The 24,090-nt window shown below is 33.0% G+C and carries 26 protein-coding genes; 14 read left to right on the top strand and 12 right to left on the bottom strand.

The annotated features are described in order from the left end of the window. Positions 1-89: 89 nt before the first annotated feature. The 5 genes from dltX (ACQKP0_RS00265) to dltD (ACQKP0_RS00245) all read left to right on the top strand — a co-directional run bounded on the left by dltX (ACQKP0_RS00265) (position 90) and on the right by dltD (ACQKP0_RS00245) (position 4,515). Positions 90-236 (top strand): teichoic acid D-Ala incorporation-associated protein DltX, encoded by a 147-nt coding sequence (dltX, locus tag ACQKP0_RS00265; RefSeq protein ID WP_427403809.1) that lies wholly within the window; start codon positions 90-92, stop codon positions 234-236. Positions 237-410: 174 nt separating this feature from the next. After that, positions 411-1,931 carry a D-alanine--poly(phosphoribitol) ligase subunit DltA gene (gene dltA, locus ACQKP0_RS00260; protein WP_427403808.1) on the top strand — a complete coding sequence of 507 codons (1,521 nt, stop codon included), beginning with the start codon at positions 411-413 and terminating at the stop codon, positions 1,929-1,931. Beyond that, positions 1,928-3,094, top strand: a complete 1,167-nt coding sequence (gene dltB / locus ACQKP0_RS00255) for a D-alanyl-lipoteichoic acid biosynthesis protein DltB (RefSeq protein ID WP_427403807.1) — start codon at positions 1,928-1,930, stop codon at positions 3,092-3,094. Before dltA (ACQKP0_RS00260) ends, dltB (ACQKP0_RS00255) begins: the two co-directional genes overlap by 4 nt. Positions 3,095-3,109: 15 nt before the next feature. Continuing rightward, positions 3,110-3,343: a D-alanine--poly(phosphoribitol) ligase subunit 2 gene (gene dltC / locus ACQKP0_RS00250; RefSeq protein WP_427403806.1), complete on the top strand. Its 234-nt coding sequence runs from the start codon at positions 3,110-3,112 to the stop codon at positions 3,341-3,343. Then, positions 3,340-4,515 (top strand): D-alanyl-lipoteichoic acid biosynthesis protein DltD, encoded by a 1,176-nt coding sequence (gene dltD / locus ACQKP0_RS00245; protein ID WP_427403805.1) that lies wholly within the window; start codon positions 3,340-3,342, stop codon positions 4,513-4,515. Before dltC (ACQKP0_RS00250) ends, dltD (ACQKP0_RS00245) begins: the two co-directional genes overlap by 4 nt. A gap of 72 nt (positions 4,516-4,587) precedes the next feature. Here the strand turns inward: dltD (ACQKP0_RS00245) and ACQKP0_RS00240 are convergent, their stop codons facing one another. Then, the gene (locus ACQKP0_RS00240) at positions 4,588-4,953 is read right to left on the bottom strand and encodes a DMT family transporter (protein WP_427403804.1); all 366 of its coding nucleotides are present in this window, start codon (positions 4,951-4,953) and stop codon (positions 4,588-4,590) included. A gap of 146 nt (positions 4,954-5,099) precedes the next feature. After that, positions 5,100-6,164, bottom strand: coding sequence for an undecaprenyldiphospho-muramoylpentapeptide beta-N-acetylglucosaminyltransferase (locus ACQKP0_RS00235; RefSeq protein WP_427403803.1), 1,065 nt, complete (start codon positions 6,162-6,164; stop codon positions 5,100-5,102). A 376-nt stretch (positions 6,165-6,540) separates the two neighbouring features. Between ACQKP0_RS00235 and dltX (ACQKP0_RS00230) the strand changes: the two genes are divergently transcribed. The 7 genes from dltX (ACQKP0_RS00230) (at position 6,541) to ACQKP0_RS00200 (ending at position 13,325) form a co-directional block, all read left to right on the top strand. Beyond that, positions 6,541-6,705, top strand: coding sequence for a teichoic acid D-Ala incorporation-associated protein DltX (gene dltX / locus ACQKP0_RS00230; protein WP_427403802.1), 165 nt, complete (start codon positions 6,541-6,543; stop codon positions 6,703-6,705). Between the two features lie 23 nt (positions 6,706-6,728). Then, positions 6,729-8,249 (top strand): D-alanine--poly(phosphoribitol) ligase subunit DltA, encoded by a 1,521-nt coding sequence (dltA, locus tag ACQKP0_RS00225; protein WP_427403801.1) that lies wholly within the window; start codon positions 6,729-6,731, stop codon positions 8,247-8,249. Next, positions 8,246-9,412, top strand: a complete 1,167-nt coding sequence (dltB, locus tag ACQKP0_RS00220; RefSeq protein ID WP_427403800.1) for a D-alanyl-lipoteichoic acid biosynthesis protein DltB — start codon at positions 8,246-8,248, stop codon at positions 9,410-9,412. Before dltA (ACQKP0_RS00225) ends, dltB (ACQKP0_RS00220) begins: the two co-directional genes overlap by 4 nt. Positions 9,413-9,732: 320 nt before the next feature. Continuing rightward, positions 9,733-9,966: a D-alanine--poly(phosphoribitol) ligase subunit 2 gene (gene dltC, locus ACQKP0_RS00215; RefSeq protein WP_427403799.1), complete on the top strand. Its 234-nt coding sequence runs from the start codon at positions 9,733-9,735 to the stop codon at positions 9,964-9,966. Then, a complete protein-coding gene (dltD, locus tag ACQKP0_RS00210; RefSeq protein WP_427403798.1) occupies positions 9,963-11,138 on the top strand; it encodes a D-alanyl-lipoteichoic acid biosynthesis protein DltD in 1,176 nt (391 codons plus the stop codon). Before dltC (ACQKP0_RS00215) ends, dltD (ACQKP0_RS00210) begins: the two co-directional genes overlap by 4 nt. Positions 11,139-11,253: 115 nt before the next feature. Continuing rightward, positions 11,254-12,477 (top strand): serine hydrolase domain-containing protein, encoded by a 1,224-nt coding sequence (locus tag ACQKP0_RS00205; RefSeq protein WP_427403797.1) that lies wholly within the window; start codon positions 11,254-11,256, stop codon positions 12,475-12,477. Between the two features lie 101 nt (positions 12,478-12,578). Then, positions 12,579-13,325: a metallophosphoesterase family protein gene (locus ACQKP0_RS00200; protein ID WP_427403796.1), complete on the top strand. Its 747-nt coding sequence runs from the start codon at positions 12,579-12,581 to the stop codon at positions 13,323-13,325. Positions 13,326-13,460: 135 nt separating this feature from the next. On the opposite strand, the gene ACQKP0_RS00195 is transcribed toward ACQKP0_RS00200, so the two are convergent. The 8 genes from ACQKP0_RS00195 to ACQKP0_RS00160 form a co-directional block, all read right to left on the bottom strand. Then, complete coding sequence (locus ACQKP0_RS00195) at positions 13,461-14,699, bottom strand: sensor histidine kinase (protein WP_427403795.1); 1,239 nt, start codon at positions 14,697-14,699, stop codon at positions 13,461-13,463. Between the two features lie 3 nt (positions 14,700-14,702). After that, entirely contained in the window at positions 14,703-15,380 is a 678-nt protein-coding gene (locus tag ACQKP0_RS00190) for a response regulator transcription factor (protein WP_427403794.1), read from the bottom strand. A 99-nt stretch (positions 15,381-15,479) separates the two neighbouring features. Next, on the bottom strand, positions 15,480-16,649 hold the full coding sequence (locus tag ACQKP0_RS00185) for an ABC transporter permease (RefSeq protein ID WP_427403793.1): 1,170 nt from the start codon (positions 16,647-16,649) through the stop codon (positions 15,480-15,482). After that, entirely contained in the window at positions 16,627-17,337 is a 711-nt protein-coding gene (locus tag ACQKP0_RS00180) for an ABC transporter ATP-binding protein (RefSeq protein WP_427403792.1), read from the bottom strand. The genes ACQKP0_RS00185 and ACQKP0_RS00180 overlap by 23 nt, the downstream gene beginning before the upstream one ends. Positions 17,338-17,339: 2 nt before the next feature. Beyond that, entirely contained in the window at positions 17,340-18,320 is a 981-nt protein-coding gene (locus tag ACQKP0_RS00175) for an efflux RND transporter periplasmic adaptor subunit (protein ID WP_427403791.1), read from the bottom strand. A gap of 443 nt (positions 18,321-18,763) precedes the next feature. Beyond that, on the bottom strand, positions 18,764-19,363 hold the full coding sequence (locus ACQKP0_RS00170; RefSeq protein ID WP_427403790.1) for an undecaprenyl-diphosphatase: 600 nt from the start codon (positions 19,361-19,363) through the stop codon (positions 18,764-18,766). Between the two features lie 318 nt (positions 19,364-19,681). Then, complete coding sequence (locus ACQKP0_RS00165; protein WP_427403789.1) at positions 19,682-19,891, bottom strand: YwbE family protein; 210 nt, start codon at positions 19,889-19,891, stop codon at positions 19,682-19,684. Then, complete coding sequence (locus ACQKP0_RS00160; RefSeq protein ID WP_427403788.1) at positions 19,891-20,094, bottom strand: hypothetical protein; 204 nt, start codon at positions 20,092-20,094, stop codon at positions 19,891-19,893. Before ACQKP0_RS00160 ends, ACQKP0_RS00165 begins: the two co-directional genes overlap by 1 nt. Positions 20,095-20,308: 214 nt before the next feature. Here ACQKP0_RS00160 and ACQKP0_RS00155 point away from each other — a divergent pair, with 214 nt between their 5' ends. After that, complete coding sequence (locus ACQKP0_RS00155; RefSeq protein ID WP_427403787.1) at positions 20,309-21,040, top strand: polysaccharide deacetylase family protein; 732 nt, start codon at positions 20,309-20,311, stop codon at positions 21,038-21,040. 289 nt (positions 21,041-21,329) lie between these two features. After that, positions 21,330-22,118, top strand: a complete 789-nt coding sequence (locus ACQKP0_RS00150; RefSeq protein ID WP_427403786.1) for a DUF817 domain-containing protein — start codon at positions 21,330-21,332, stop codon at positions 22,116-22,118. A 97-nt stretch (positions 22,119-22,215) separates the two neighbouring features. Here the strand turns inward: ACQKP0_RS00150 and ACQKP0_RS00145 are convergent, their stop codons facing one another. After that, the gene (locus tag ACQKP0_RS00145) at positions 22,216-23,115 is read right to left on the bottom strand and encodes a hypothetical protein (RefSeq protein WP_427403785.1); all 900 of its coding nucleotides are present in this window, start codon (positions 23,113-23,115) and stop codon (positions 22,216-22,218) included. Between the two features lie 125 nt (positions 23,116-23,240). Next, positions 23,241-23,705 carry an Hsp20/alpha crystallin family protein gene (locus ACQKP0_RS00140; RefSeq protein ID WP_427403784.1) on the bottom strand — a complete coding sequence of 155 codons (465 nt, stop codon included), beginning with the start codon at positions 23,703-23,705 and terminating at the stop codon, positions 23,241-23,243. Positions 23,706-24,090: the final 385 nt, after the last annotated feature.

Below are 24,090 nucleotides of genomic sequence, written 5' to 3'. Positions count from 1 at the left end.
ATTTTTTACAAATATTTATAGCTTATGTGTTATTATACTATAGCCCGATGTCGCAGCTTTGGCACTGATTAGTAGGAAGGAAGCTTTTTATGGGAAAAATAAAGAAGATTTTTGAAAATTATGTAGTAAAACAAAGTATTCGTACGTTATACTATTTGCTTATTCTTATTTTACTTGTCTTAATATATGGTTTTCATGATATGAGTGCAGGGCCATTTATATACGCAGAGTTTTAATATTTAGGAAGATGCATTTTTCTATGAAAAGATGCCCCGAACCAAGCTTATAGACTTTCGTATATATTACAAAATAGTAACAAGTAAAAATCGGTAAAGATTTTACATAGTAAATATCGATTAAGATTTTTACATTCTATACGAAAACAGTCTTATTCATTCGAAGGAGAAAACATGAGGTTAATTAAATCAATTCAAAAATTATCAAGCGATCATCCAAATAGATTTGCTTATGTAAATCGAGGTTCAGTTTTAACTTATGGCGATTTATGGAAACAGTCAGATAATTTAGCTTCATATATTCAGAAACACTCAAACCAAGCGAAGTCGCCCATTATTGTTTACGGTCATATGGAACCTGAAATGATTATTTCTTTTTTAGGCAGTGTAAAGGCAGGACATCCATATATTCCAGTCGATCTTTCTATACCAGTGGATAGAATTAAAAAAATCGTGGAAAGCTCTAAAGCAGAATTTTTTATAATGACTGAAGAAATAGATGAAGCTCATTTTGCTTCTTATCCTTTGAAGAAAATCAATAATGAAGAGCTTGTCAGTATACTTAATAACAATGATACGGATGTTTCAGAGGATCAATGGGTGGCTGAGGAGGATAGCTTTTATATTATCTATACTTCAGGAAGTACTGGAAACCCAAAAGGTGTGCAGATTACTGCTAGCAATCTTCAAAGTTTTGTAGATTGGATGATAACTGATTTTCCAATCAACAATCAAGGCAACTTTTTAAATCAAGCGCCTTTTTCGTTTGATCTATCTGTTATGGATTTGTACCCAGCACTTAGTTCCGGCGGGACGTTATATGCTGTAACGAAGGATATGATTGCCAATCCGAAAGTGCTCTTTGAGGAACTACAGCATTCCAATATTAAGGTATGGACTTCTACTCCATCCTTTGCACAAATGTGTTTAATGGAACCGAAATTTTCTAATAACATGCTTCCAGAGTTAGAAGTATTCCTTTTTTGTGGAGAAGTATTATCTGCAGAAACTGCACGACTATTGCTTGAACGTTTCCCGAAAGCAAAAGTCTTTAATTTGTATGGACCTACTGAAGCAACTGTTGCTGTTACAATGGTCGAAATCACAAAAGAAACGCTAGAAACTCATACTGTTTTACCTATCGGGCGCTGCAAAAGTGATTCTCAGCTATTAATTGTGGATAATGAGGGAAATCCTTTGCCAGAGGGTGAAAAGGGTGAAATGATTATAGTCGGTCCAAGTGTGAGTAAGGGATATTTAGGTGAGAAGGAATTAACAGATAGAGCCTTTTTTGTTAAAGATGGAGAAAGAGCCTACAAAACAGGTGATGCCGGCTATATTAAAAATGGTTTCCTTTATTATCAAGGAAGATTGGACTTCCAAGTAAAGGTACATGGATATCGAATGGAATTAGAGGAAATTGAATGTAATATTAACAAGTCACAACATGTTGAAGCATGTGTCGTCGTTCCAGTTTATCGTGATGATAAAATCGATTACTTAAACGCATTTGTTGTCCCAGCTAAACACTCTTTCGAGAAGGAATACCAGCTATCAAGTGCTATAAAAAAGGAACTTACTAATCTATTACCTAAGTATATGATTCCTAGGAAATTTTCTTATTTAAATCAATTACCTATGACACCAAATGGTAAAGTCGATCGTAAGGTATTAGCTTCAGAGGTAATGGCATGATCCCTTATGAATCCTTTATTTTTTTCTTTATTGTAGCGTTGTTACTAGTACCAACAATCGTACTTGGCTTAAAAGGAAAAACATCAAAAGCTTATAATATGTTCGTTACTTTAGTCGTGCTAGCGATTGTTTTCTCTAGTAGTTTAGTTGGAACGATTTCTCTACTTGTTTTTACAATTTGGCAGGTTGTTCTTATAAAGGGCTACCTTTCCTATCGAAAGCAAAAAAACAGCACATTCGTTTTTTGTGTGGCAATGGCGGCATCGATATTGCCTTTAGTATTAGTAAAGGTTTTTCCGCTTATAGGATTGAATCATCTTTTTGGATTTCTAGGAATCTCTTATTTGACCTTTAAAGCAGTGCAAATGGTCATTGAGACAAGGGATGGTTTAATAAAGGCAGATATTCCGTTACTTGATTTGTTATACTTTTTATTATTCTTCCCAACGGTCTCGTCTGGTCCAATCGATCGCTGGCGGAGATTTGAAAAAGACCATTTAACAACTCCAACAAAGGAACAGTATCGGGAGTATTTATATTTAGGTATTAATAAAGTATTTAGGGGTTTTTTATATAAGTTCATTATTGCTTATTTGATTCATCATTATCTGATAACTTATTTACCTGCAAACCCATTTGTTCCCCTGCGACCGATTGTAGGACATATCCTGTATATGTATTCCTATAGTTTGTATTTGTTTTTTGACTTTGCAGGGTACAGTGCTTTTGCAATTGGTATAAGTTATATAATGGGGATTAAAACTCCTGAAAACTTTAATTTACCTTTTATAAGCAGGAATATAAAAGATTTCTGGAATCGTTGGCATATGACTCTATCATTTTGGTTTAGAGATTATGTATATATGCGTTTTGTATTTTGGATGACCAAGAAGAAATGGATCAAAAATCGCTATACGGTTTCGAATATTGGATATGTACTATTATTTCTAATCATGGGGGTATGGCATGGGATTGCTCCCCAGTATATTATTTATGGACTGTATCACGCACTTTTGATCATAAGTTTTGACTTTTTTGATAGATGGAATCGGAAAAGAAAATTTTGGCCGAAAAACAAGATTACACATGTCATATCGGTCATTATTACGTTCCATTTTATTTGTTTCGGTTTTTATATTTTTTCAGGAATATTATTTCGTTAAAGGAGATTATACATGATGGAAAAACAAGAAGTTTTCAATATATTAGTTGAGGTTTGTCAAGATGAGGTTGTTGTAGAAAATCCGGATATTGATTTGTTTGAAGAAGGACTACTAGATTCTTTCGGTATTATTTCTTTATTGGTTGAAGTAGAAGGCCGTCTTGGAATTAGTGTTCCAATAACAGAATTCACCAGAGAGGAATGGAATACACCAAATAATATTGCAATGAAATTGGCTGAGAGGGAATGAGAAAGTATACATTTGTTCCGCTTTTTATAGCTTTTGTCTTATTTTTAGTGTTTGTTTTCTTTCCTAATAATTGGCTCAAGTCTTTTATTACGGATAAAAAGGTAGAAAAAGCGGCAACTGAATTAAATCCATTAATGTTTCAAGGCGATTATGTACAGAGGAGAATGTTGGAAAATGATAAATATTTTCCGATCTATGGGTCATCCGAATTATCACGGTTCGACCCATTCCATCCTGCAAATTACTTTGAAGCGAATCCAAAAGGATTTACACCATTTCTTTATGGGCGTGGCGGTACTCAATCGATTATTCATTTTATGAATTTTGCATCCCATGCGGATCAATTAAAAGGGAAGAAGCTCGTTTTTATTATTTCTCCTCAATGGTTTAACAAGGGAGGAATCGATGAGTTTCACTTTGCACCAAATTACTCAAGGCTTCAGGCTTATGATTTAGTTTTTAATAAAAGTATTAGCGAGCATATAAAAAAGGAAGCAATGCGCAGGCTTCTAAATTTTGATGCAGTAAGACGGGATCACATTCTCTGTACAATGTATAAAGCAGAAGTGAATAATTCGAAATCATTAAAAATGAAGGCAGATATTGTAAGACCAATTGCATATATGAATAAGCAGCTCCTTTTTAAAAAGGATTTATATTATTCGGTATATGGAGGGCGTGAACGGAAGCTTTACAAGGAACCTGAGCTTGTGAAGGATAAATCAATGATGGAATTAGAAAATTTAGCTACAAGCTATGGAAGAGAAAAGGCTTCTAACAATCAATTTTACATCGCTGATGGTTACTATAAAAAGAAACTTGCTCCAGTTGAAAAAAAACTAAAAAACTATAAAAAAGGTGCATCTTTTGCAGAATCGAAGGAATACGAAGACTTTCAAATAATGCTGGATCTTTTGAAAGAAAAGGGAGCAAAACCCCTTTTTATCTCTCTTCCTGTTAATGGGAAGTGGTATGACTACACTGGATTTCCAAAGGATGGACGTAATAAATATTATAAGAAGATTAAAAAGCAAGTATTAGCAGCTGGTTTTCCAATCGCTGATTTTTCAGGACATGAATATGATCCATACTTCTTAAAGGACACGATCCATATCGCATGGAAGGGGTGGGTTTATATGGATAAAGCGATGGAGAAACACTGGCAGCAATAGAAATCTGCTAGCCGACGGCTGCTTGCGCTAGACAAAAAGGGATACAGGTAATGATGACCTGTATCCCTTTTTTTATTGATTAATATCCTCAGTTATTTGTACTTTAGATGAAGATGCATGGACGTTTCCAGCTAGATTTAAAGTAATTATTCCAATAATAATTAAAGAGATTGCGATAATCTTAACAATGCTTAAATTTTCTGCAAAGTAAATATAACCGATAATTGTAATAAGAGCAATTCCTACTCCGGACCAAATCGCATAAGCTATAGAGATTTCGATATTTTTCAGAGCAAGAGTTAAAAAACTAAGGCTGCTAATATAAAAAACAATCATTAACACACTTGGAATTATTTTAGACAGTCCATTTGACAATTTCATCGTAGTTGTCCCTGCTACTTCAAAAAGAATGGCTAAGGTTAAAAATAGCCAATGCATAAACATTCTCCTTTAATATTTGACTTTGTTAATGTTTTTAATGTTGAAAAATCACTTGAAAGGAATACGTGAAGCGATTTCCATACGCAAAATAACTAGATGAATGTATTCCCAACAGAGATTTTTTTGAAATTAAATAACAAAGTCTAATATTTACTTATTTCATTTACAAGGATTTGGAGTGCATTTCCTTGTACAGAAGTTTTCATTGCAGTTTTATAAGCTTCTTTATTATTTTGAACCTTTTCTAGAGATTTGAGTAATGATTCCTTAGTAAGATCTTCTTCCTCTAAAGTTAAAGAATACCCTTTTTCCTCAAAGGATTTTGCATTTAGTATTTGATCCCCTCGGCTTTGTTGTTTCGTTAATGGGATAATTAGCATAGGGATTTGTAATGCCAAGAATTCAAAAATAGCATTTGAGCCGCCTCTTGTAATCACCATATTTGTCGCAGCTAATATGTCTGGCAATTCCTCGTTAATATATTCAAATTGTTTGTATCCAGGAATATTTAATAATTCCTTATTAATATTTCCCTTTCCACATAAATGAACAATTTGATAATTTACAGTAAGCTTATCCAAAGAATCTCTTACCATTTCATTGATCTTTTTTGACCCTAAGCTGCCGCCCATAATGGTCAAAATTGGGCGTTTAACATCGAAATTGAGAAAGGCTCTTCCCCTGCTGGCAGAGCCGTTTAATATTTCTTTACGAATCGGCGAGCCGATGACTGTTGTTTTATTTTCAGGGAAAAATTTCTTTGTTTCCTCAAATGAAGTGAAAATTTTAGTTGCAAATCTTTGAGATATTTTATTAGCTAGACCGGGAGTCATATCACTTTCGTGAATAAAAATAGGTATTTTTAATGATCTTGCAGCAATTATCACTGGAACGGAAACAAAACCTCCTTTTGAGAATACTAAATGTGGCTTTAATTTCTTCAAAGTACTTCTTGCTTGAATACAACCTTTGATAACTCGAAAAATATCTTTTACATTTTCAAAATCTATATATCTCCTTAATTTTCCACTTGATATTCCATAATAAGGAATGTTCAGATTTGCTATTAATTCTTTTTCAATTCCTTTTTTAGAACCTATGTAATGAATATCCCATTTTGAATGATTAATTTCATTGATGATCGCAATGTTTGGAGTTACATGTCCCGCAGAACCTCCACCGGTAAAAACAATTAATTTTTTTGACATAAATCCTCCTGTATATTTCTAGATTATTTCTAAATTATATCTTATTTAGAACTGTTCATGACAATAATAAGACTTTTTTGCAATGAATGTTAAAGTCTGTATATAAATCAAATCTCCTTTCTAAATGGTAAGTAAATTTTGAAAAAAACTTTTATTAATAATATGAATTATTATTAATGATTTTCTAATTTATTTTTAATGAAAACATTTTAGTATAGGAGCAATTAAGGTATTTCTACAACAAAAAATAACAATTATTATATTCCTCTTTTGAGTAATAATACTAAGACAATAGTTTAATTACTAAAGAAGAAAAAGGTGGTAAAAATCGGCATTAGAATTTTTACAGAGTAAAAATTGGCATTAGAATTTTTACATGAAAGGATGCTTTTATTTGGGTACTGTAAAAAGAGTGTTTGATAGTGTTCTGGTGAAAGCTGGTGCTCGTACTTTATACTATTTGTTTATTCTTATTTTGCTTGTGTTGATATATGGATTTCATGATATGAGTGCAGGACCATTTATATATGCTGAGTTTTAGTTAAAAGTAGGGGGAAACGATACATGAGCTTATTACAATCAATTCAACAAATATCCATTAATCATCCAAATAGGCTTGCTTTTATTAATCGAAGTTTAGTTTTAACATATCAAGATTTATGGAGCAGGTCCGATCATTTAGCTTCATATATTCAAAATCATGCAGACGAACAGCATTCACCGATCATAGTTTTTGGACATATGGCTCCGGAAATGATTGTTTCGTTTTTAGGGAGTGTAAAAGCGGGACATCCGTATATACCAGTTGATATATCTATTCCTATTGATCGTATTAAAAAAATCATTGAAAGTTCAAAGGCCGAATACTTCATTGCGACTGAAGAAATAGAGGATGACTTTTTGAATAATTATCCTATAAAAGAAATCAAGTGCAAAGAACTTGAACAAATCCTACAAAGCAGTATTGAAATGTTGCCTAAAGATAACTGGGTAAGCGGAGAGGATAGCTTTTATATAATCTATACATCTGGTAGTACTGGAAATCCGAAAGGAGTACAAATTACAGCTAACAATCTTCAAAGCTTTGTTGATTGGATGGTAACGGATTTTCCAATTAATAATCAAGGAGTTTTTTTGAATCAAGCACCTTTTTCATTTGATTTGTCGGTTATGGATTTGTACCCTGCTTTGAGTACGGGTGGGACACTTTTTGCCGTGACAAAGGATATGATTGCTAATCCAAAGATACTCTTTGATGAATTAAGCTTTTCGAATATTAATGTATGGACTTCAACCCCGTCTTTTGCGCAAATGTGCTTAATGGAACCGACATTTTCAAACAACATGCTTCCAGCGCTTGAAGTGTTCCTTTTTTGTGGAGAGGTATTATCTACAGAAACAGCACGTCAACTGTTGGAACGTTTTCCAAAAGCCAAAGTTTTTAATTTGTATGGGCCTACGGAAGCTACTGTGGCAGTTACAATGGTTGAAATTACGAAAGAAACACTAGAAACTCATTCTGTATTACCTATCGGACGAACGAAAAGTGATACACAACTATTAATTGTCGATGAATCAGGAAACCCTCTGCCAGATGGTGAAAAGGGAGAAATGATTATTATTGGCCCAAGTGTGAGTAGAGGTTATTTAAGAGAGAAAATTTTAACAGATAAATCATTTTTCATCAGAGATGGAGAAAGAGCCTATAGAACAGGTGATGCAGGGTATTTTAAAAATGGTTTGCTTTATTATCAAGGACGCTTGGATTTTCAAATAAAATTACATGGTTATCGTATGGAATTAGAGGAGATAGAAAATAATATCGGTAAATCTCAATATGTTGAAGCATGTGTCGTTGTGCCTGTATATCGTGGAGATAAAATTGATTATTTAAAGACATTTATTGTTCCATCAGAACATTCTTTTGAAAAGGAATATCAATTAACAGCTGCCATTAAAAAGGAACTTAGTAAGCAGTTACCTGCGTATATGATACCTAGGAAATTTTCTTATTTAGATCAATTGCCGATGACACCTAATGGGAAAGTAGACCGTAAGAAATTATCTGCAGAGGTAATGGTATGATTCCATATGAATCTTTTCTCTTTTTCTTTATTATAGCTATTTTATTATTACCAACGATTATTCTTGGGTTAAATGGAAAAACATCTAAAACCTATAATATATTCTTAACAATAGTCATTTTAGTGACTATTTTCGCAAATAGTCTAGTTGGAGCTATATCTCTTATTGGCTTTACCATTTGGCAGGTTATTTTAGTAAAAGGATATGCTTTTTATAGAAAAAAGTATAATAGCACATCTATATTTTGTTTTGCGATGGCTGCATCCATTTTGCCTTTAGCATTAGTAAAAATCTTTCCGATTTTTGGGCTGCATCATTTATTTGGATTTTTAGGTATCTCTTACCTAACCTTTAAAGCAGTGCAAATGGTTATTGAGATTAGGGATGGACTTATAAAAGATGACATTCCGCTAATGGACTTTTTATACTTTTTGTTGTTTTTTCCGACAATCTCTTCAGGACCAATTGACCGCTTTCGAAGATTTGAAAAAGATCGTTTAACACCTCCTACAAAGGAGCAATATCGAGAGTTATTATATTTAGGAATCAATAAAATCTTTAGAGGATTTTTATATAAATTTATTATCGCTTATTTGATTCATCACTATTTACTAGCTTACTTACCAGTAAATCCATTTGTTCATATCCCGCTCTTTTGGGCACATGTTATTTATATGTACGCTTATAGTTTGTATTTGTTCTTTGATTTTGCGGGATACAGTGCTTTTGCAATTGGAATAAGTTATATGATGGGGATAAAAACACCAGAAAACTTTAATCTCCCTTTTATAAGCAGGAATATAAAATTTTTTTGGAATCGTTGGCATATGACCCTATCATTTTGGTTTAGAGATTATATATATATGCGTTTTGTATTTTGGATGACTAAGAAGAAATGGATTAAAAATCGTTATACAGTATCTAATTTAGGGTATATTCTTTTATTCCTTATTATGGGTTTATGGCATGGCATTGCACTACAGTATATTGTATATGGTCTATATCACGCGTTTTTAATCATTGGTTTTGATTATTTTGATCGGTGGAATCGGAAGAATAAATTTTGGCCAAAGAATAAGGTTACACATGTTGTATCGATTATAATTACCTTCCACTTTATTTGTTTCGGTTTCTATATCTTTTCAGGGCAGTTATTTCATTAGGCTGTTTTCGTAAAGTTTGTTGTTTTTTTAGTGATAATTTATTAACAATCTGAGTTGATTGTAGCGGAGGACACTTGACTCCTGCGGGAAAAAAGACCCCACAGGCGGTAACGCCGAGGAGGCTCCCATCCCTCCCCGCGGAAAGCAAGTGTCTGGAGCGGAAATCAACGGACTAAGTTTATTGTCTAAAAACAACAATTTATACGAAAAGAGCCTTTCATTAAGAATTAATAATTAAATTAAATCATAGTTTACTTAAAATAAACTTAATTTTTGACTTCTCTTTCTAGTAGGAGAGAGACTTTATAAGGAGAATGAAAATGGAAAAACAAGAAGTTTTCAATATTTTAGCAGAAGTTTGCCAAGATGATGTTGTCATCGAAAATCCTGATATCGATCTTTTTGAAGAAGGGTTGTTAGATTCTTTCGGTATTATTTCTTTATTGGTTGAAGTAGAAGGCCGTCTTGGAATTACTGTTCCTATTACAGAGTTTACTCGTGAGGAGTGGAATACACCAAATAATATTGCAACGAAATTAGCTGAACGAGAATGAAAAAATATACTTTCACTCCAATCATTATAGCCTGTGTGCTGTTTTTAGTTTTTTTATTTTTCCCTAATAAATGGATTGAGTATTTTATTACGGATAAAAAGGTAAAAAATGAGGCAACAGAATTAAGTCCGTTAATGTTTCAAGGTGAATACATTCAAAGAGAAATGCTTAATAACAAAAAGTATTTTCCAATTTACGGATCTTCTGAATTAGCTCGTTTTGATCCTTTCCATCCTTCAAATTATTTTGAGGCGAACCCAAAAGGATTTACACCTTTTCTAATTGGTCGTGGAGGTACGCAGTCAATCATTCAATTTATGAACTTTGCGGCTCATGCAGACCAATTAAAAGGAAAAAAGCTTGTTTTCATCATTTCTCCTCAATGGTTTCATAAGAGAGGGATTGATGAATTTCACTTTGATCCCAATTATTCAATGCTGCAGGCATATGATTTAGCATTTAATAAAAGCATCAATCCAGAATTGAAAAAAGCTGCTATTCGCAGGCTCTTAGATTTTGATGTAATTAAAAGGGATCGACTTCTTTCATCATTGTATAGATCTGAACTTAAAATGAAAGGGTCCTCAAGTATAAAGGACGTATTAGTAAAACCTCTTGCTTACATCAATATGCAGCTCCTTGAAAAGAAGGACTTGTATTATTCTGTTTTTGAGGGCTTTAATCGAAAGCGTTATAAAAATCCTGAAATGGTAAAGAATAAATCATGGGGAGATCTGGAAAAAGCAGCAAATAACTATGGAAGGAAAAGTGCTTCAAATAATCCGTTTTTAATTGTAAATAATGTCTACAATAAAAAAATTGCTCGTCATGTTAAAAAATATAAAAATTATAAAAGTGGTCTATCTTTTGCAGATTCAGTTGAATATAAAGATTTTCAAATGGTCTTAGATATTTTGAAAGAAAAAGGAGCAAAGCCCCTTTTTATCTCAATTCCCGTTAACGGAAGATGGTATGACTATATAGGATTCCCTAAAAATCACCGTGATGTTTATTACAAAAAAATTAGAAGGCAAGTATTAGCAGATGGGTTTCCAATCGCTGATTTTTCAGGGCATGATTATGATCCGTACTTCATAAAAGATACGATGCATATTGCCTGGAAAGGCTGGGTTTACACGGACAGAGCCATGTTGAGGCATTGGAAGCAATAAAGTGAAAAGCGATTAAACAAACGGGTTATCCCAACCCTTGTCTTACTATTGGACGATTGAACTTCATATTTCTGTTTCTAAGCTAAAGGAAAGTAATGTCATAAGGAGATAGGGTATGCAAAAGAGGTCAGAATATAATCTGAGCAAAAAAAAGCAAAAGAAACGAATATTCATACGTTCAATGATATGTATTTGTCTATTCTTTATACTAGTAAGTACTTATATTACATTAAATAAATGGTCTAGACATGGTGTGAATGATTCAGAAAAACAATTTGTAGAAAATAGTAATTTGGAAGATATTTTATCCGAAATGAAAAAATCATCTAAGTTTTCTACTGGGATAGTGGATAAGAACTTCATTGATTATTATTTAAATAAAATCCATTTTAATGGCACCGCGCTAGTTGTTAAAGATGGTAAAATCGTAGTAAATAAAGGATATGGTTTTGCTAACCAAGAAGAAAACATCAAAAATAATCCTAATACAGTTTTTTATATTGGTTCCATTACTAAATCTTTTGTTGCTACATCTATTATGCAGCTTGCTGAAGAAGGGAAGATCAATGTTCAAGATCCTTTATCGAAATATCTACCAACTTTTCCACATGCTAAGCAAATAAGATTAATTCATTTATTAACACATACTTCAGGAATACCTCGTCGTAATGAGTCAGGTGGGAAATTGTCAAGAGATGAACTAATGAAGAGTATTAGTCAAAGTGCAAGGCATCTAACCTCTCTCCCCGGGACGAAATGGAATTATTCTGATTCGAATTATTCTGTTCTAGGGTATGTGGTAGAAAAAGCAAGTGGAGTGCCCTTACATCAGTATATAAAAGAACATATTTTTAAAGTGGCAGGCATGAAAAATAGCGGATTTGGTAAAGCATTAAAAAAAGAAACCTTTCCTTCTATAGGTTATAAAAAAGTGTGGGGGTTAACTTATACCCCTCGAATGATTGAATTCTCTCAAATATTCGGATGCGGTGATATTTACACTACTGCTTACGATTTGTATAAATTTGATCATGCATTAGTAAATGGAAAACTAGTATCACAAAAAAGTTATCATCAAATATTTACTCCACATAATAGAGCAAATTATGGATTTGGATGGTATATTAATCGTAAAGGCTGGTATTCAGGGTCAGGGAATAATTCGAATCATGGTGTTATACCTGGATGGAATAGTGCCAATAGCTTTTCAAAAAACGAAAATATGTATGTCGTACTGCTTTCCAATATACAAAATAATAATAAGTCAATTGGTAAAGTAAACAAAGAAATTTATACGTTTTTAATCGATGTTCCTAAAAAAATAATTGGGAAAAGCTGAATCTAATTTAAGATTTAGCTTTTTTGTTTAGAACAAGATATTAGAAAAATAATGGGAAAAGTTGTACTATTGTATAATGGAATAACAAATAGAAAAAGAGGTTGATTACAATTACAAATACAACACGCATTCTTGCCATTAGTGATATCCATGGTTGTTTAAATGAGTTTAAAGAGTTGCTTGCAAAAGTGAAGTTCGTACCAAACAATGATCAGTTAATTTTACTTGGTGACTATATGGACCGAGGAAAATATAGTAAAGAAGTTATTTACTTCGTTAAGGAATTGGTAGAGGAGCAAGGTGCAATCGCATTAAAGGGAAATCATGATCAACTATTTTGTGATTGGCTAAATGATCCAATTGAAAAGCAGAATTCATACTTCAGAATTGGTGGTCTAGAAACCATTAAGTCGTTTCTTGAAGATATCGATAATGATAATGTTAATGAGAAAACGTATCAAGAATGGGCAAACAAGATACAAGAATCACATAATGAAATTATTGGGTTTATAGAAAATCTTCCATATTTCTACGAAACAAATGATTTTATTTTCATTCATGCAGGAATAAATCCGGAGCACGAGGATTGGAAATTGACTACTGAACACGAGATGGTGTGGATTAGAGGACCATTTCTAGATGTTGATCATTCATTTGATCATACATTTATTCATGGACATACTCCAGCAATATATTTACATGAAAATCCTGATATTTATTATGGAAATAAAAAAATAGGAATTGATGGTGCTTGTGTATATGGGCATCAGTTAAATTGTCTAGAAATATTAAATGATGAATTTAAACAATATTCCGTTAAAGGGGAAACGGTTTACGAAGATGAATAAGGAGTAAAGAAGTAGAGGAATAATCTATAAGAATGTAAGTTTTTGTGAATAAGATTAAATGAAAGTCATTAATTTTATAGAAAAAATAGGCTGTTTACAATTGATAAAGTAAACAGCTTTTATTCTACTTAGATTTTATGAAAAGAGCTTTTTAGAAAATTGAAGCTCAAAACGAGTTCCTACACCAAATGTACTTTCAACTTTTATTTTACCTGCATGCTTATCTACAATCCATTTGGCAATTGAAAGTCCTAAACCTAAACTATTAGATTTTGAGCGTGACTTATCTACTTGATAAAAGCGGTCAAATATTTTTGTTAGTTCTTCTTCCTTCATGCCTATTCCATTATCTTCTATAATAATGCCGATAACTTGTTTATTTTCATAAGAAGAAATTTTTATATGCCCACCGTCATTTGTATATTTCATCGCGTTATCTAATAAAATGACTAGGAGCTGATGAATTCTATCCTTATCACCAAAAAAAGTAATTGGTGGGGAGGTGCCTAAGGTAATTTGCTTTCCCTGATATAAAGCTACCTCAGAAAAATGATCTACCATATCTTTTAATAGCTCATCCAAGAAAAATTCCTCTTTCTCCATTTCTATTTCATTGGAATCTGATCTAGCTAATGTCAATAAATTAGATACAAGTTTAGTTAAACGGCGACATTCTTTTAAGACGATGGAAATATCCGAAGCTTTCTCTTGAATTGAAGCATTAGGCTCCTGTAATAATAATTCTCCTCGAGTTTGAATGATTGCAAGAGGGGTTCGTAACTCATGAGATGCGTCGGAAACAAATTGTTGTTGTTTATCCCAAGCATTTTTTATAGGCTTTAAAGCCTTATCTGCAAGAAAAAGGCCAGCGATAATTGCGAAAATACTGCCGATAATACAGCCTACAATCATGATCATCAAAAGTTGATCCATTACATGCTTTTCTATTTCTGTACTACGAATAAATTCAAGTACAATAGGTGTATCTTTAATAATAGCTTGAACAGATATTGCCCGATAATTAGTACCACTCACCTTGATATCTTCTATCGTATTATACTTATCTTGAATAAATTTCGAACGATTTTTCTGAAAATATTCACTATTTAGCAAGTCATTTCTATTTAATAATTGCTTTTGTTTATCCCAAACAAGAGGAATAATCATCTGTTGTGGCCCTCCATTTGGTGAACCAGCATTTTGTATTGGAAGCCCTTTTTCTAATCTATTTATGGAATTTCTTAGTGAACGGTCAATATCTTTATATATATAGGAATTTACATAGGAATAAATAATAAATCCTATTATAGAAATAAGTATGATAAAGACTAAAGAGTTTAATATTGTCAGTCTGATGCGTGTTTTTTTAAACATGTTCTACTCCTTAGGATCTTGTAAAATATACCCGATACCTCTTACATTTTGAATATCTTTATGATAGGAATAGCTCTCCAGCTTTTTTCGTAAATGATGAATATACACTTCAACAATAGCAATGGTGGTATCTGATTCATATCCCCATATTCTGTCATATATTTGTTCCCTTGTAACAATTTTTCCGCTATTTTGTATGAGGTATTCAAGTAGTTCATACTGAGTAGCCGTCAGTCTAAGTGGATGACCATCGATTTTTATTTCTTGCTCTTTTCCAAATAGTTCAATTCCTTTATAGCGTATCGTGTGATTAATGGTTAAATTACCGCTGCGTCTTAACAAAGCACGAATACGAGCAATAAGCTCTGGGGCTTGAAATGGTTTGACTAAATAATCATCTCCACCCATTTCTAATCCTGTCACCCGATCCTCTAAGGCATCTTTTGCCGTAACAAAAAGGATTGGTGTCATGATCTGTTCTTTACGAAGACGTTTAAGGATCTCAAATCCATTTATTTCTGGCAGCATTACATCGAGCAAAATGATATCATAAATATTTTGCATACCCAAAAATAATCCCTCTTCACCATCAGTTGCTGTATCAATCTCGAAATCATTTTGCAAGATTTTTTTCATCGATTCCAATAAGTCAACATTATCTTCAACAATTAATATTCTCAAAATGATCCTCCTCTATTTTTTTATCATAACAAGAAAAAGGTACGGATGGAAACATGCACTAAGGGTCTGGTCCCACACTTGGGAAACAGACCCTTAAAATTATTCATATCGTAATGCATGTATAGGGTGAAGCTTGGATGCTTTATTCGCGGGAAAGACTCCAAAAACAACCCCGACTAAAAGTGAAAATAAAAACGGTATAGCGGCATCTGATAAGGAGTAGATAGGAGTCGCACTACTTATGATTGAATATACTTTAACAGCCATAAATCCTACACCGACTCCAATAAGTCCTCCTAATGCACTTAATACAACCGATTCAATGAGGAATTGGATCAAAATATCCTTTCTCTTTGCACCAATTGCTTTTCGGATACCGATTTCTCGTGTACGTTCAGATACAGATACAAACATAATGTTCATTATTCCAATTCCACCGACAAGCAAAGAAATACTAGCAATACCACCAAGCAGCATAGTCATCGTTTTTGAAACTGAACTCATCGTATCCATTAAATCTTGTTGATTGGTTACACTATAACTGTCTGTATTGTTATGAAAAATTGTGCTTAAAGATCGCTCTAATTCGTTTTCAACAAAGTTCAACTGGCCTTCACTGTTTGCTTGTACAACAACGGATTGAATGTTAAGAGTTTGTAAAAGCCGTTCAGCAGTGCTAAGTGGCGTAATGATTACGTTATCACCGCTTTGTCCGATTGAAGTTCCTTTTGATGCTAGAACTCCGACAATTTTATACGAGGTACCATTAATTTGCACACTTTGGTTTAATGGATTATCAGTTCCAAATAAAGTGGTTGCTGTTTCAGAACCAAGTACGGCAATCTTTTGTCTAAATTCATTATCAATATCTGCTAAGAACCTTCCATTTGTAAGACTCAAATCTTTAATGGATTGGTATGATGATGTTGTACCTGTTAAGCTGACTTGGGTAGATGTCTTCCCGTTTTTTGCTGTAACTCTTCCAGAGACAGTAGGTGCAACAGCCTTCACTCCAGTAAGTTTCTTTAACTTATCTACATCTGTATCTTTTAGTTCACCATTATCTGTACTGAGTATATTGACTGTTAATAAATTGGTACCTAGATTATTGATATTGTCTGTAACTGATTGAGTGGAAGATCTGCCAATAGAAACTAGAGTAATAACTGATGCTACACCAATGATGATTCCTAACATTGTTAGAAAAGCTCTTAATTTACTTTTTTGAATGTTTCGGAATGCCAGTTTAATAGACGGAAGAAACTTCAATTTTATTTCCTCCTTTTTCAAATAGTCTCCCATCTTTAATTTGAACGATACGTTTAGCTTGACTTGCTACATCCAAATCATGGGTAATAATGATAATGGTGCGTCCTTGTGCATTTAAGTTTTTCATTACTTCTATTATTTCAGCACTTGTCTTACTATCTAGAGCACCTGTTGGTTCATCTGCAAGCAAAATTGGTGGATTACAGACTAGTGCACGTGCAATGGCAATACGTTGTTGCTGCCCACCTGATAATTGGTTAGGGAGATGGGTTGCTCGATCTAATAATCCTACTTTGTCTAAACAATCTTTGGCTATATTTTTTCTCTCACTGCTATTTATTCCACTATATATTAAAGGCAATTCGACATTTTCGATAGCGGATAGCTTCGGTAATAAATTGAAGTTTTGAAAAATGAAACCGATTTTTTTATTACGAATAGCAGCCAATTGATTATCATTCATTTTGCCAACATCTTGTCCTTCTAAAGAATATTCACCTGAATCTGGCTTATCCAAACAGCCAATCATATTCATTAATGTTGATTTTCCAGAACCTGACGGACCAATAATGGCTATAAATTCGCCGGATTCAATTTGAAGTGAAACCCGATGAAGAGCTGTCACTGTTTCTCCGCCAATTTTGAATGACTTCACTAATTGGTTGATGGATATCAATGATTTTGCCATTTTTACTTTCCACCACCATTCCAGTTGCTATTTCTTTCACCGCGATTCATATTGAACGATCCACCTTGACCCATTCCAGGCATATTACCAGGCATCATCCCTTCACCCATGCCACGCATATTCTGGCTATTATTTGAAGAGCTTTTTACTATAGCAGGTAGTACGACTAGCTGTCCTTGTTCAAGCCCACTAGTAATTTCTACATAGTTATCATTGTGAATCCCTGTTTTTACTTCCACACGGGAGGATATGCTATTTTTGTCTTGATCAGATGAATTTTGTATCATTACAAACTTTGTATTCCCATTCGTATGAACTGCATCAACAGGTATATATAAAGCATTGTTTTTACTTGCTGTTAAGATATTAGCTTCGGTTGTCATTCCTACTTTAAGTTTCTTTGGATTATTTATTTTGACAGTGACATCAAATGTAGAAACTCCGTTTGAAGCTTCACCTTCATTGGCTACATTTGTTACTTCCCCTTTAAAGGTTTCGTTAGAAAAGGCATTTGCGGTAATTTCAGCACTTTGTCCGACTTTTATTTCTGGAATATCCAATTCATCTATTTTTATTGTCGTTTCTAGCTTTTTATAATTGGTGATATGAGCAACTACCTGATCTTCGGTAACTTTACTTCCACTTGTGACATCAATAGAAGTTATTGTGCCGCTGATAGGTGCAACAATCGGGTCATTCCCATTAGTAAAAGTGATTAGTTCATCACCTTTTTTAACCGTGTCATTTTTTGACACTAGTACTTCGTCTACTTTATCCATTACTTCTGATTTTACATCCTCGCTGCTTGATGAAGCGATCGAACCAGAACCACTAATTTTTACATCTAATTTCCCTTTTTGAACTTCTGTTGTTGATGTAGAAGCCATTACAGGCTGTTCGCTTTGTTTGGTATGCAGGTAATACCAGCTCCCTCCTCCAATTAAAAGAACTAGAATAATCACTGAAATGATCCACTTTTTCATAATATTTTTCTCCTTTCAATACATGCTATTTATTATCACTCATACCAGATTTATAGCCTTAAAATAAAAATTTGCTAGGTGATAAAAAACAGGATATTTATATTGGATACTCACATTATGAATAATCAATCTTAATTTTTTCTTAAATAGAAGGTAGGAGAGCGATCTATAGGTAAAAAAAGAGTTGATTACCAAAATAGTAATCAACTCTTTTTTAAAAGGTAAGAAAGTATAAAATTTAATAAGGATATTACGCATAAAAAGTGTCTGCTGTGTCTAGCTCCAGCGCCTATCGGCTAGCGAATTTCTCCGTCTTCTCCCTACGATAAGTCAACATCGACTCGTCTCTCGTCGTGTCTCCTTTATCTCAGTCGAAGACTACAAAATCCGTACGCTAGACCTGCGGCGCTTGCGCTTTTCTAAGTGGAAAGATAATTCTTATATCAAAAGTTTTCAGTCTTGTTTTTTGAAGGAAGAATCCGATTTTCCACTTTTTCGTACATATTAAGTAATTGCTTAATGAAAGCAAGCTTTGGTACAAGCCAGTACACAAATAGAGCTGAAATGATCCCTAATAATGCACCTGTAAGGACATCAACAGGATAGTGAACTCCAACCCAAACACGAGAAATAGCTACGCATGGTGCGAGAATAAGCCATAACCACCATTCCTTTTTACGAACGAGCCAAACAGAGACACAAATAGAAAAGAATACAATCGAATGGTCACTTGGAAATGAATTATCGATCGCATGGTCAATCAGCTTATTAACGTGCGGTAATACCGCAAATGGCTGATTATGTGAATAAAAATGACCAGCAATTTTTCCAAGGACTTCAGCAACAACAGTGGCAATAACTGCTTGGATGACCATCATTCTGTTTTTTGTTCTTCTAGTGAACCAATGAAAAACAAGAACAAGAAATAAAAAATACAACATATACTCTGCGAAAAATATAACGACAGGGTTAAAGGCAGAATTCGGAGCACCTAAATCATTTATAGCCCGAAAGACATCAATATTTATTTCAGAAAAGGACATGTTTTAATTCTCCTATCTTAAATCTTAAATTCAATGTAATCTAAATATAAACATACAAGTATATATTTTATCTTATTTTTCGAATCCTATCTACAAAAAATTAATGTTTTCACTTAATTCCAATATGTAATTTTTATTATTCTGAAATTAATTATACGCTTGATAAAATTATATATTGCATGAAAAGTATACCAATTAAACAGAAAACAAAAGATTGATGAACCTTACACTATCCTTACAATAATGTAAGAATTAGAATTAAATATACAACCTTTATACTGATATTAAAAAATAAAAAGAGGTAAGTCCTTCACCATTTTATGTTAATGGAGGACTTACCCTTATTTTCTTTACTCTACCAACTTGTCCATCTGTCAGTCTAACTTTAATACCATGTGGATGAAAGCTTGAATTAGTTAAGATATCTTTTACGATTCCGCTGGTCAATATTCCTGTTTTTTGATCTTTTTTTAGGACAATATCAACCTCTGTTCCTGGAGTAATGTCTTTTCTATTCTGCCCGCTCATTATACTCCTGTTCTTCTTCGTTGGTTATTTGTCTTTTTCGTCTGCTGACTTTTCATTTTCTTCGTTGTTGGGAGCGTATTTGTGTTTGACTTACCAGATGAAGATTGATTTTTTTTACTTTCTAGCTTTTGTTTCATCGCTTCTTGTAAGCTTATTTTCTTTTTCGCTGTTTCATTTTGCTCTGAATGATTGGTCTCAGTCATAGAAATCCCTCCTAACTTTGTAATGTAGTAAGTATAAACTATTTTTCCACAAATATGTGAAAATTCATGGAGAATGGGAAATAAGTTAGAAATAGAGGTTAGTTGTGTCACCATATTTCATGGGATTCTTGATTCTTAAAGAAATAATTTTAATAAAAACATGATATAGCGAGATAATAGATGGAAACAGCATCCTGAAAAAGGTAGGGATTTCATGAAAAAGATTACATCACTATTTCTTTTACTTTTAATAATGGGGCTCCCATTACAAGTGTTTGCACAGCAAAAAGTACCGATTTTGATGTATCATTCAATTGACGAATTCAAAGGACACGGATTGAAGGGATTATATGTAACACCTGAGAATTTTGAAAAACAGATGAATTATTTAAAAAATAATGGCTATACATTATTAACGTTTGAACGGTGGCAAGATATCAGTAAAGTAAAAAAGCCTATTTTCATCACGATAGATGACGGATATAAAAATAATCTAAATGTGTATGATATTTTTCAAAAGCTCAAGACTGATCGCTTCAAACCAACAGCTACACTGTTTGTTATATCAGATTTTATTGGACGTACCAATCGATTATCAAAATCGGATATTAAAAAATTGGCTAAATCAGGCTTTTTCTCCATACAATCACATACTGCAGTACATCCTGATTTGACGAAAAGTAATAATCTTGAATACGAGCTTAAGGCTTCTAAAGAAAAAATTGAACAAATTACTGGGAAACCTGTTATTGCCCTTTCCTACCCTTTTGGAATCTTCAATGATCATGTTCTGGAAGAGACGAAGAAGTATTATCAATTTGGAGTTACCATAAAACCGGGAGTATTTATACAGAAGGGATTACCAAACGAAAACTATCTTCTCCCACGAATCGAAGTGAAATATTTAACAACACTTGATGAGTTTGCGAAAGCAATAAATAATTAATTTTAATTTATAAGTTTCAAGAGGAAATGCCCTTGTTTACTATTTGTGAACTCTGGGTTTTTCCTTTTTTCCTAGGCTTTGTTAATGCTTATTGTTGATAAAAGCACCTGTATGGTATATGTGAAGCGATTTCTTTACGTAGTAATACTAGCTGAACGCATACCATTCAGGGTTTTATTTAAAACAACAACATTGTTTACCATAGCCTATTCCCCAAAATACCCATTTACAATAATCTCCTTACATACTATTCTAATAAGTAACTGTACTATCTTGATTGGAGAACGTAATGAAACTTATCAGACATTTAATGATATTTGGTTATCACCAGGCACTTTCATGTATATTTCCACTAGTCATTTTTATTACTTTAGCTTGTTCAAAGTTTGTTACAGTATCTTTTCTGTATAGGTATGATTTGATTCTTCTCGTATGTTTACTAACACAACTTGTCCTTTTATTAACTAAAATAGAAACAATAGATGAGTTTAAGGTTATTTGTCTTTTCCATCTTCTCGGTTTATTGCTTGAGATATATAAAATACATATGGGGTCATGGGCCTATCCGGAACACGCATGGACAAAGGTATTTGGGGTGCCATTATATAGCGGATTTATGTATGCAAGTGTTGCTAGTTACATGTGTCAAGCTTGGAGAAGGTTGAACCTGCAACTCAAAAATTGGCCGAGTATAAAGTTAGTTTGGATTCTATCTCTAGCTATATATTTAAATTTTTTTACACATCATTTTATTTTGGATATCAGATGGTTATTAGTGATTGTAATATTGGTTTTATTTTTTAAAACAACTGTTTCATTTTCTTTGAAAAATACTACTTATAAAATGCCCCTTGTTTTGTCATTCTTGTTAATTGGATTTTTTGTATGGATTGCAGAAAATATCTCAACTTATTTCGGTGCGTGGCAATACCCTAATCAGCAGCATGGATGGGAATTGGTTGGGCTTGGAAAAATCAGCTCGTGGGTACTATTGGTTATTGTCAGCTTCATAGCTGTAGCACAATTGAAATTTGTAAAAGAACAAAAAAATCAGATGTCCGGCTCTATTGAAGCCTGACACCTGAATTATTAATCTATTGATTCGTTTTATAGAGATAAAAAAATATGGAAGGATGACCTACGAGTGTCAGCCACTATGTTTTTAGGTCATCCTACTATGAATCATCTATAGTAATTTCTTCAAAGTCTGTATCTTCATTTGTTTGATCAATTTCTAAATCCTGTGGAGGGGTTTCATTACTTTCACTTGATTCTTTTTCCACTGTTGATTGAGAATTTTTGAATGCATTAAGATCCTCCTTCAAATCATCAACAAACTCAAGTGGAATTGCCCCTCTTCCATAAGTTGCTCCAATATTTAATTGACCACTAATATCTTTAATTCCTAATTGACCAAAGTTATTATTTTGTTCGTATTTATCCAGCATGATTTTATCAACATTTACCTCTTGAATAACAATGGGAGGGGATTCGTTTTTGGCTTGAGAAATATTTTCGGTAATCCTTTTTTCAATATCATCTACTTCTACTAACTTTATTTCAATATCGTTTATTTTTAATAGCTCATTCTCAATATCATTTATTTTTAATAACTCTTTTTCAATATCATCTATTCTTATTAATTTTCTTTCAATATTATTTATATTTTCTAAATTATTTTTAGTTACTTCCTTTATATAGGAATATCCTCTCTCTATTGAAGTTATGCGTTTTTCTAAATGCTCTATCTTTTGTTTGATGGGAGCTAGTTCTAACGAGATATTTTTTGCTATTTTGGAAAGAATCTTATTTTCAACTTTTTGCAATTCTTCCTGCTCTATAAAATAATTTCGATTGTGTGAAGGAGGAGATGGAGTTTTAACTTCCATTTCCTTTTTTGAAACTGATGGAAAAATTCTTTTCTGCAACTGGGGTTCCATTTTCAAAAACCTTTTAACATGGACCTCAAGTGTGTTCATTTTCTTTATTTGCTGTTCCAGTTCAACAATTTTTTGTTTTAGTCTATGTAAGTCATCATTTTTTTCTTTTTGATTGAATAATCCTTTTATAGGCATATTTTTCCCCACACTTTTTGTTTGGCTTCGTTAAAAATTTTTTAACATTGAATGTTGATGGAATGAAGCTAATAAATTTGACTGTTTTAACGGAAGAGTCAAAGAATCCTTTTAAAATTATTTTTCTATGTTATTGGGATATTTTCCTCTGGGGTATATTTTCTCATATAAGTAACTATGAGGAGACCACTTTCAAATCTTGCATGAATTTCATTACTTTTTGTTGGCTCTGGTAGCTCTATTAATCTTTCAAAATCTCCATATCTCCGTTCATTTCTAATAACCACTGGATTAGCTATTGGTAATTTGCTTGTGCCCTTAATCGATAACAAATTGCCTGAAAGGGATAAGGTAACATCTTCTTTTCTATATCCAGGTAATTCAATGATTACAATCACTTGTGTATTCGTGAGATAAATATCTACTAGTGGAAAAGAATTACTCGTATGCACCTTTTGTGAAGGTGCTTCATTCCTTGTATCTTTCATAAAATTCTCTAAATTAGCTTGGTCAAAAATCATATCCCAAAAGTTCCCGTTTTGATATTTTTGCGAAATCTCCATCCATTCCTTTAATTTATCAAAGTCCACATGTCTACCTCCTATCATTACATGATCAATTAACAGGAACTTGTTTATCGATTAGGAAATTATATAATATTCGCACTGAGGATAACTTTAAGAAGAGCAAAGTTTACGTCTAGCTCCAGCGCCTATCGGCTAGCGGATTTCTCCGTCTCCTCCCTACGATAAGTCAACATCGGCTCGTGAACTACCTCACCGTGTTTCCTTTATCTCAGTCAAAGACTACGAAATCCGTACGCCGATGAGCAAGTCGCTTGCGCTTTTGTACTTTTCACATCTATATTTTTATCTCATTTATATATCATATTATTTAAATAAATTCTTCATTACCTAAAATGATTAACAACCATTGATCATCTGTTATTCCATTCATAAATTTAGGGAAGTAATA

The organism is Heyndrickxia sp. NPDC080065 (assembly GCF_050281185.1).
Classification (GTDB): Bacteria; Bacillota; Bacilli; order Bacillales; family Bacillaceae_C; genus Heyndrickxia.
Note: the sequence above shows the minus strand (reverse complement) of the source record. Positions and strands in the feature narration are given on the sequence as shown.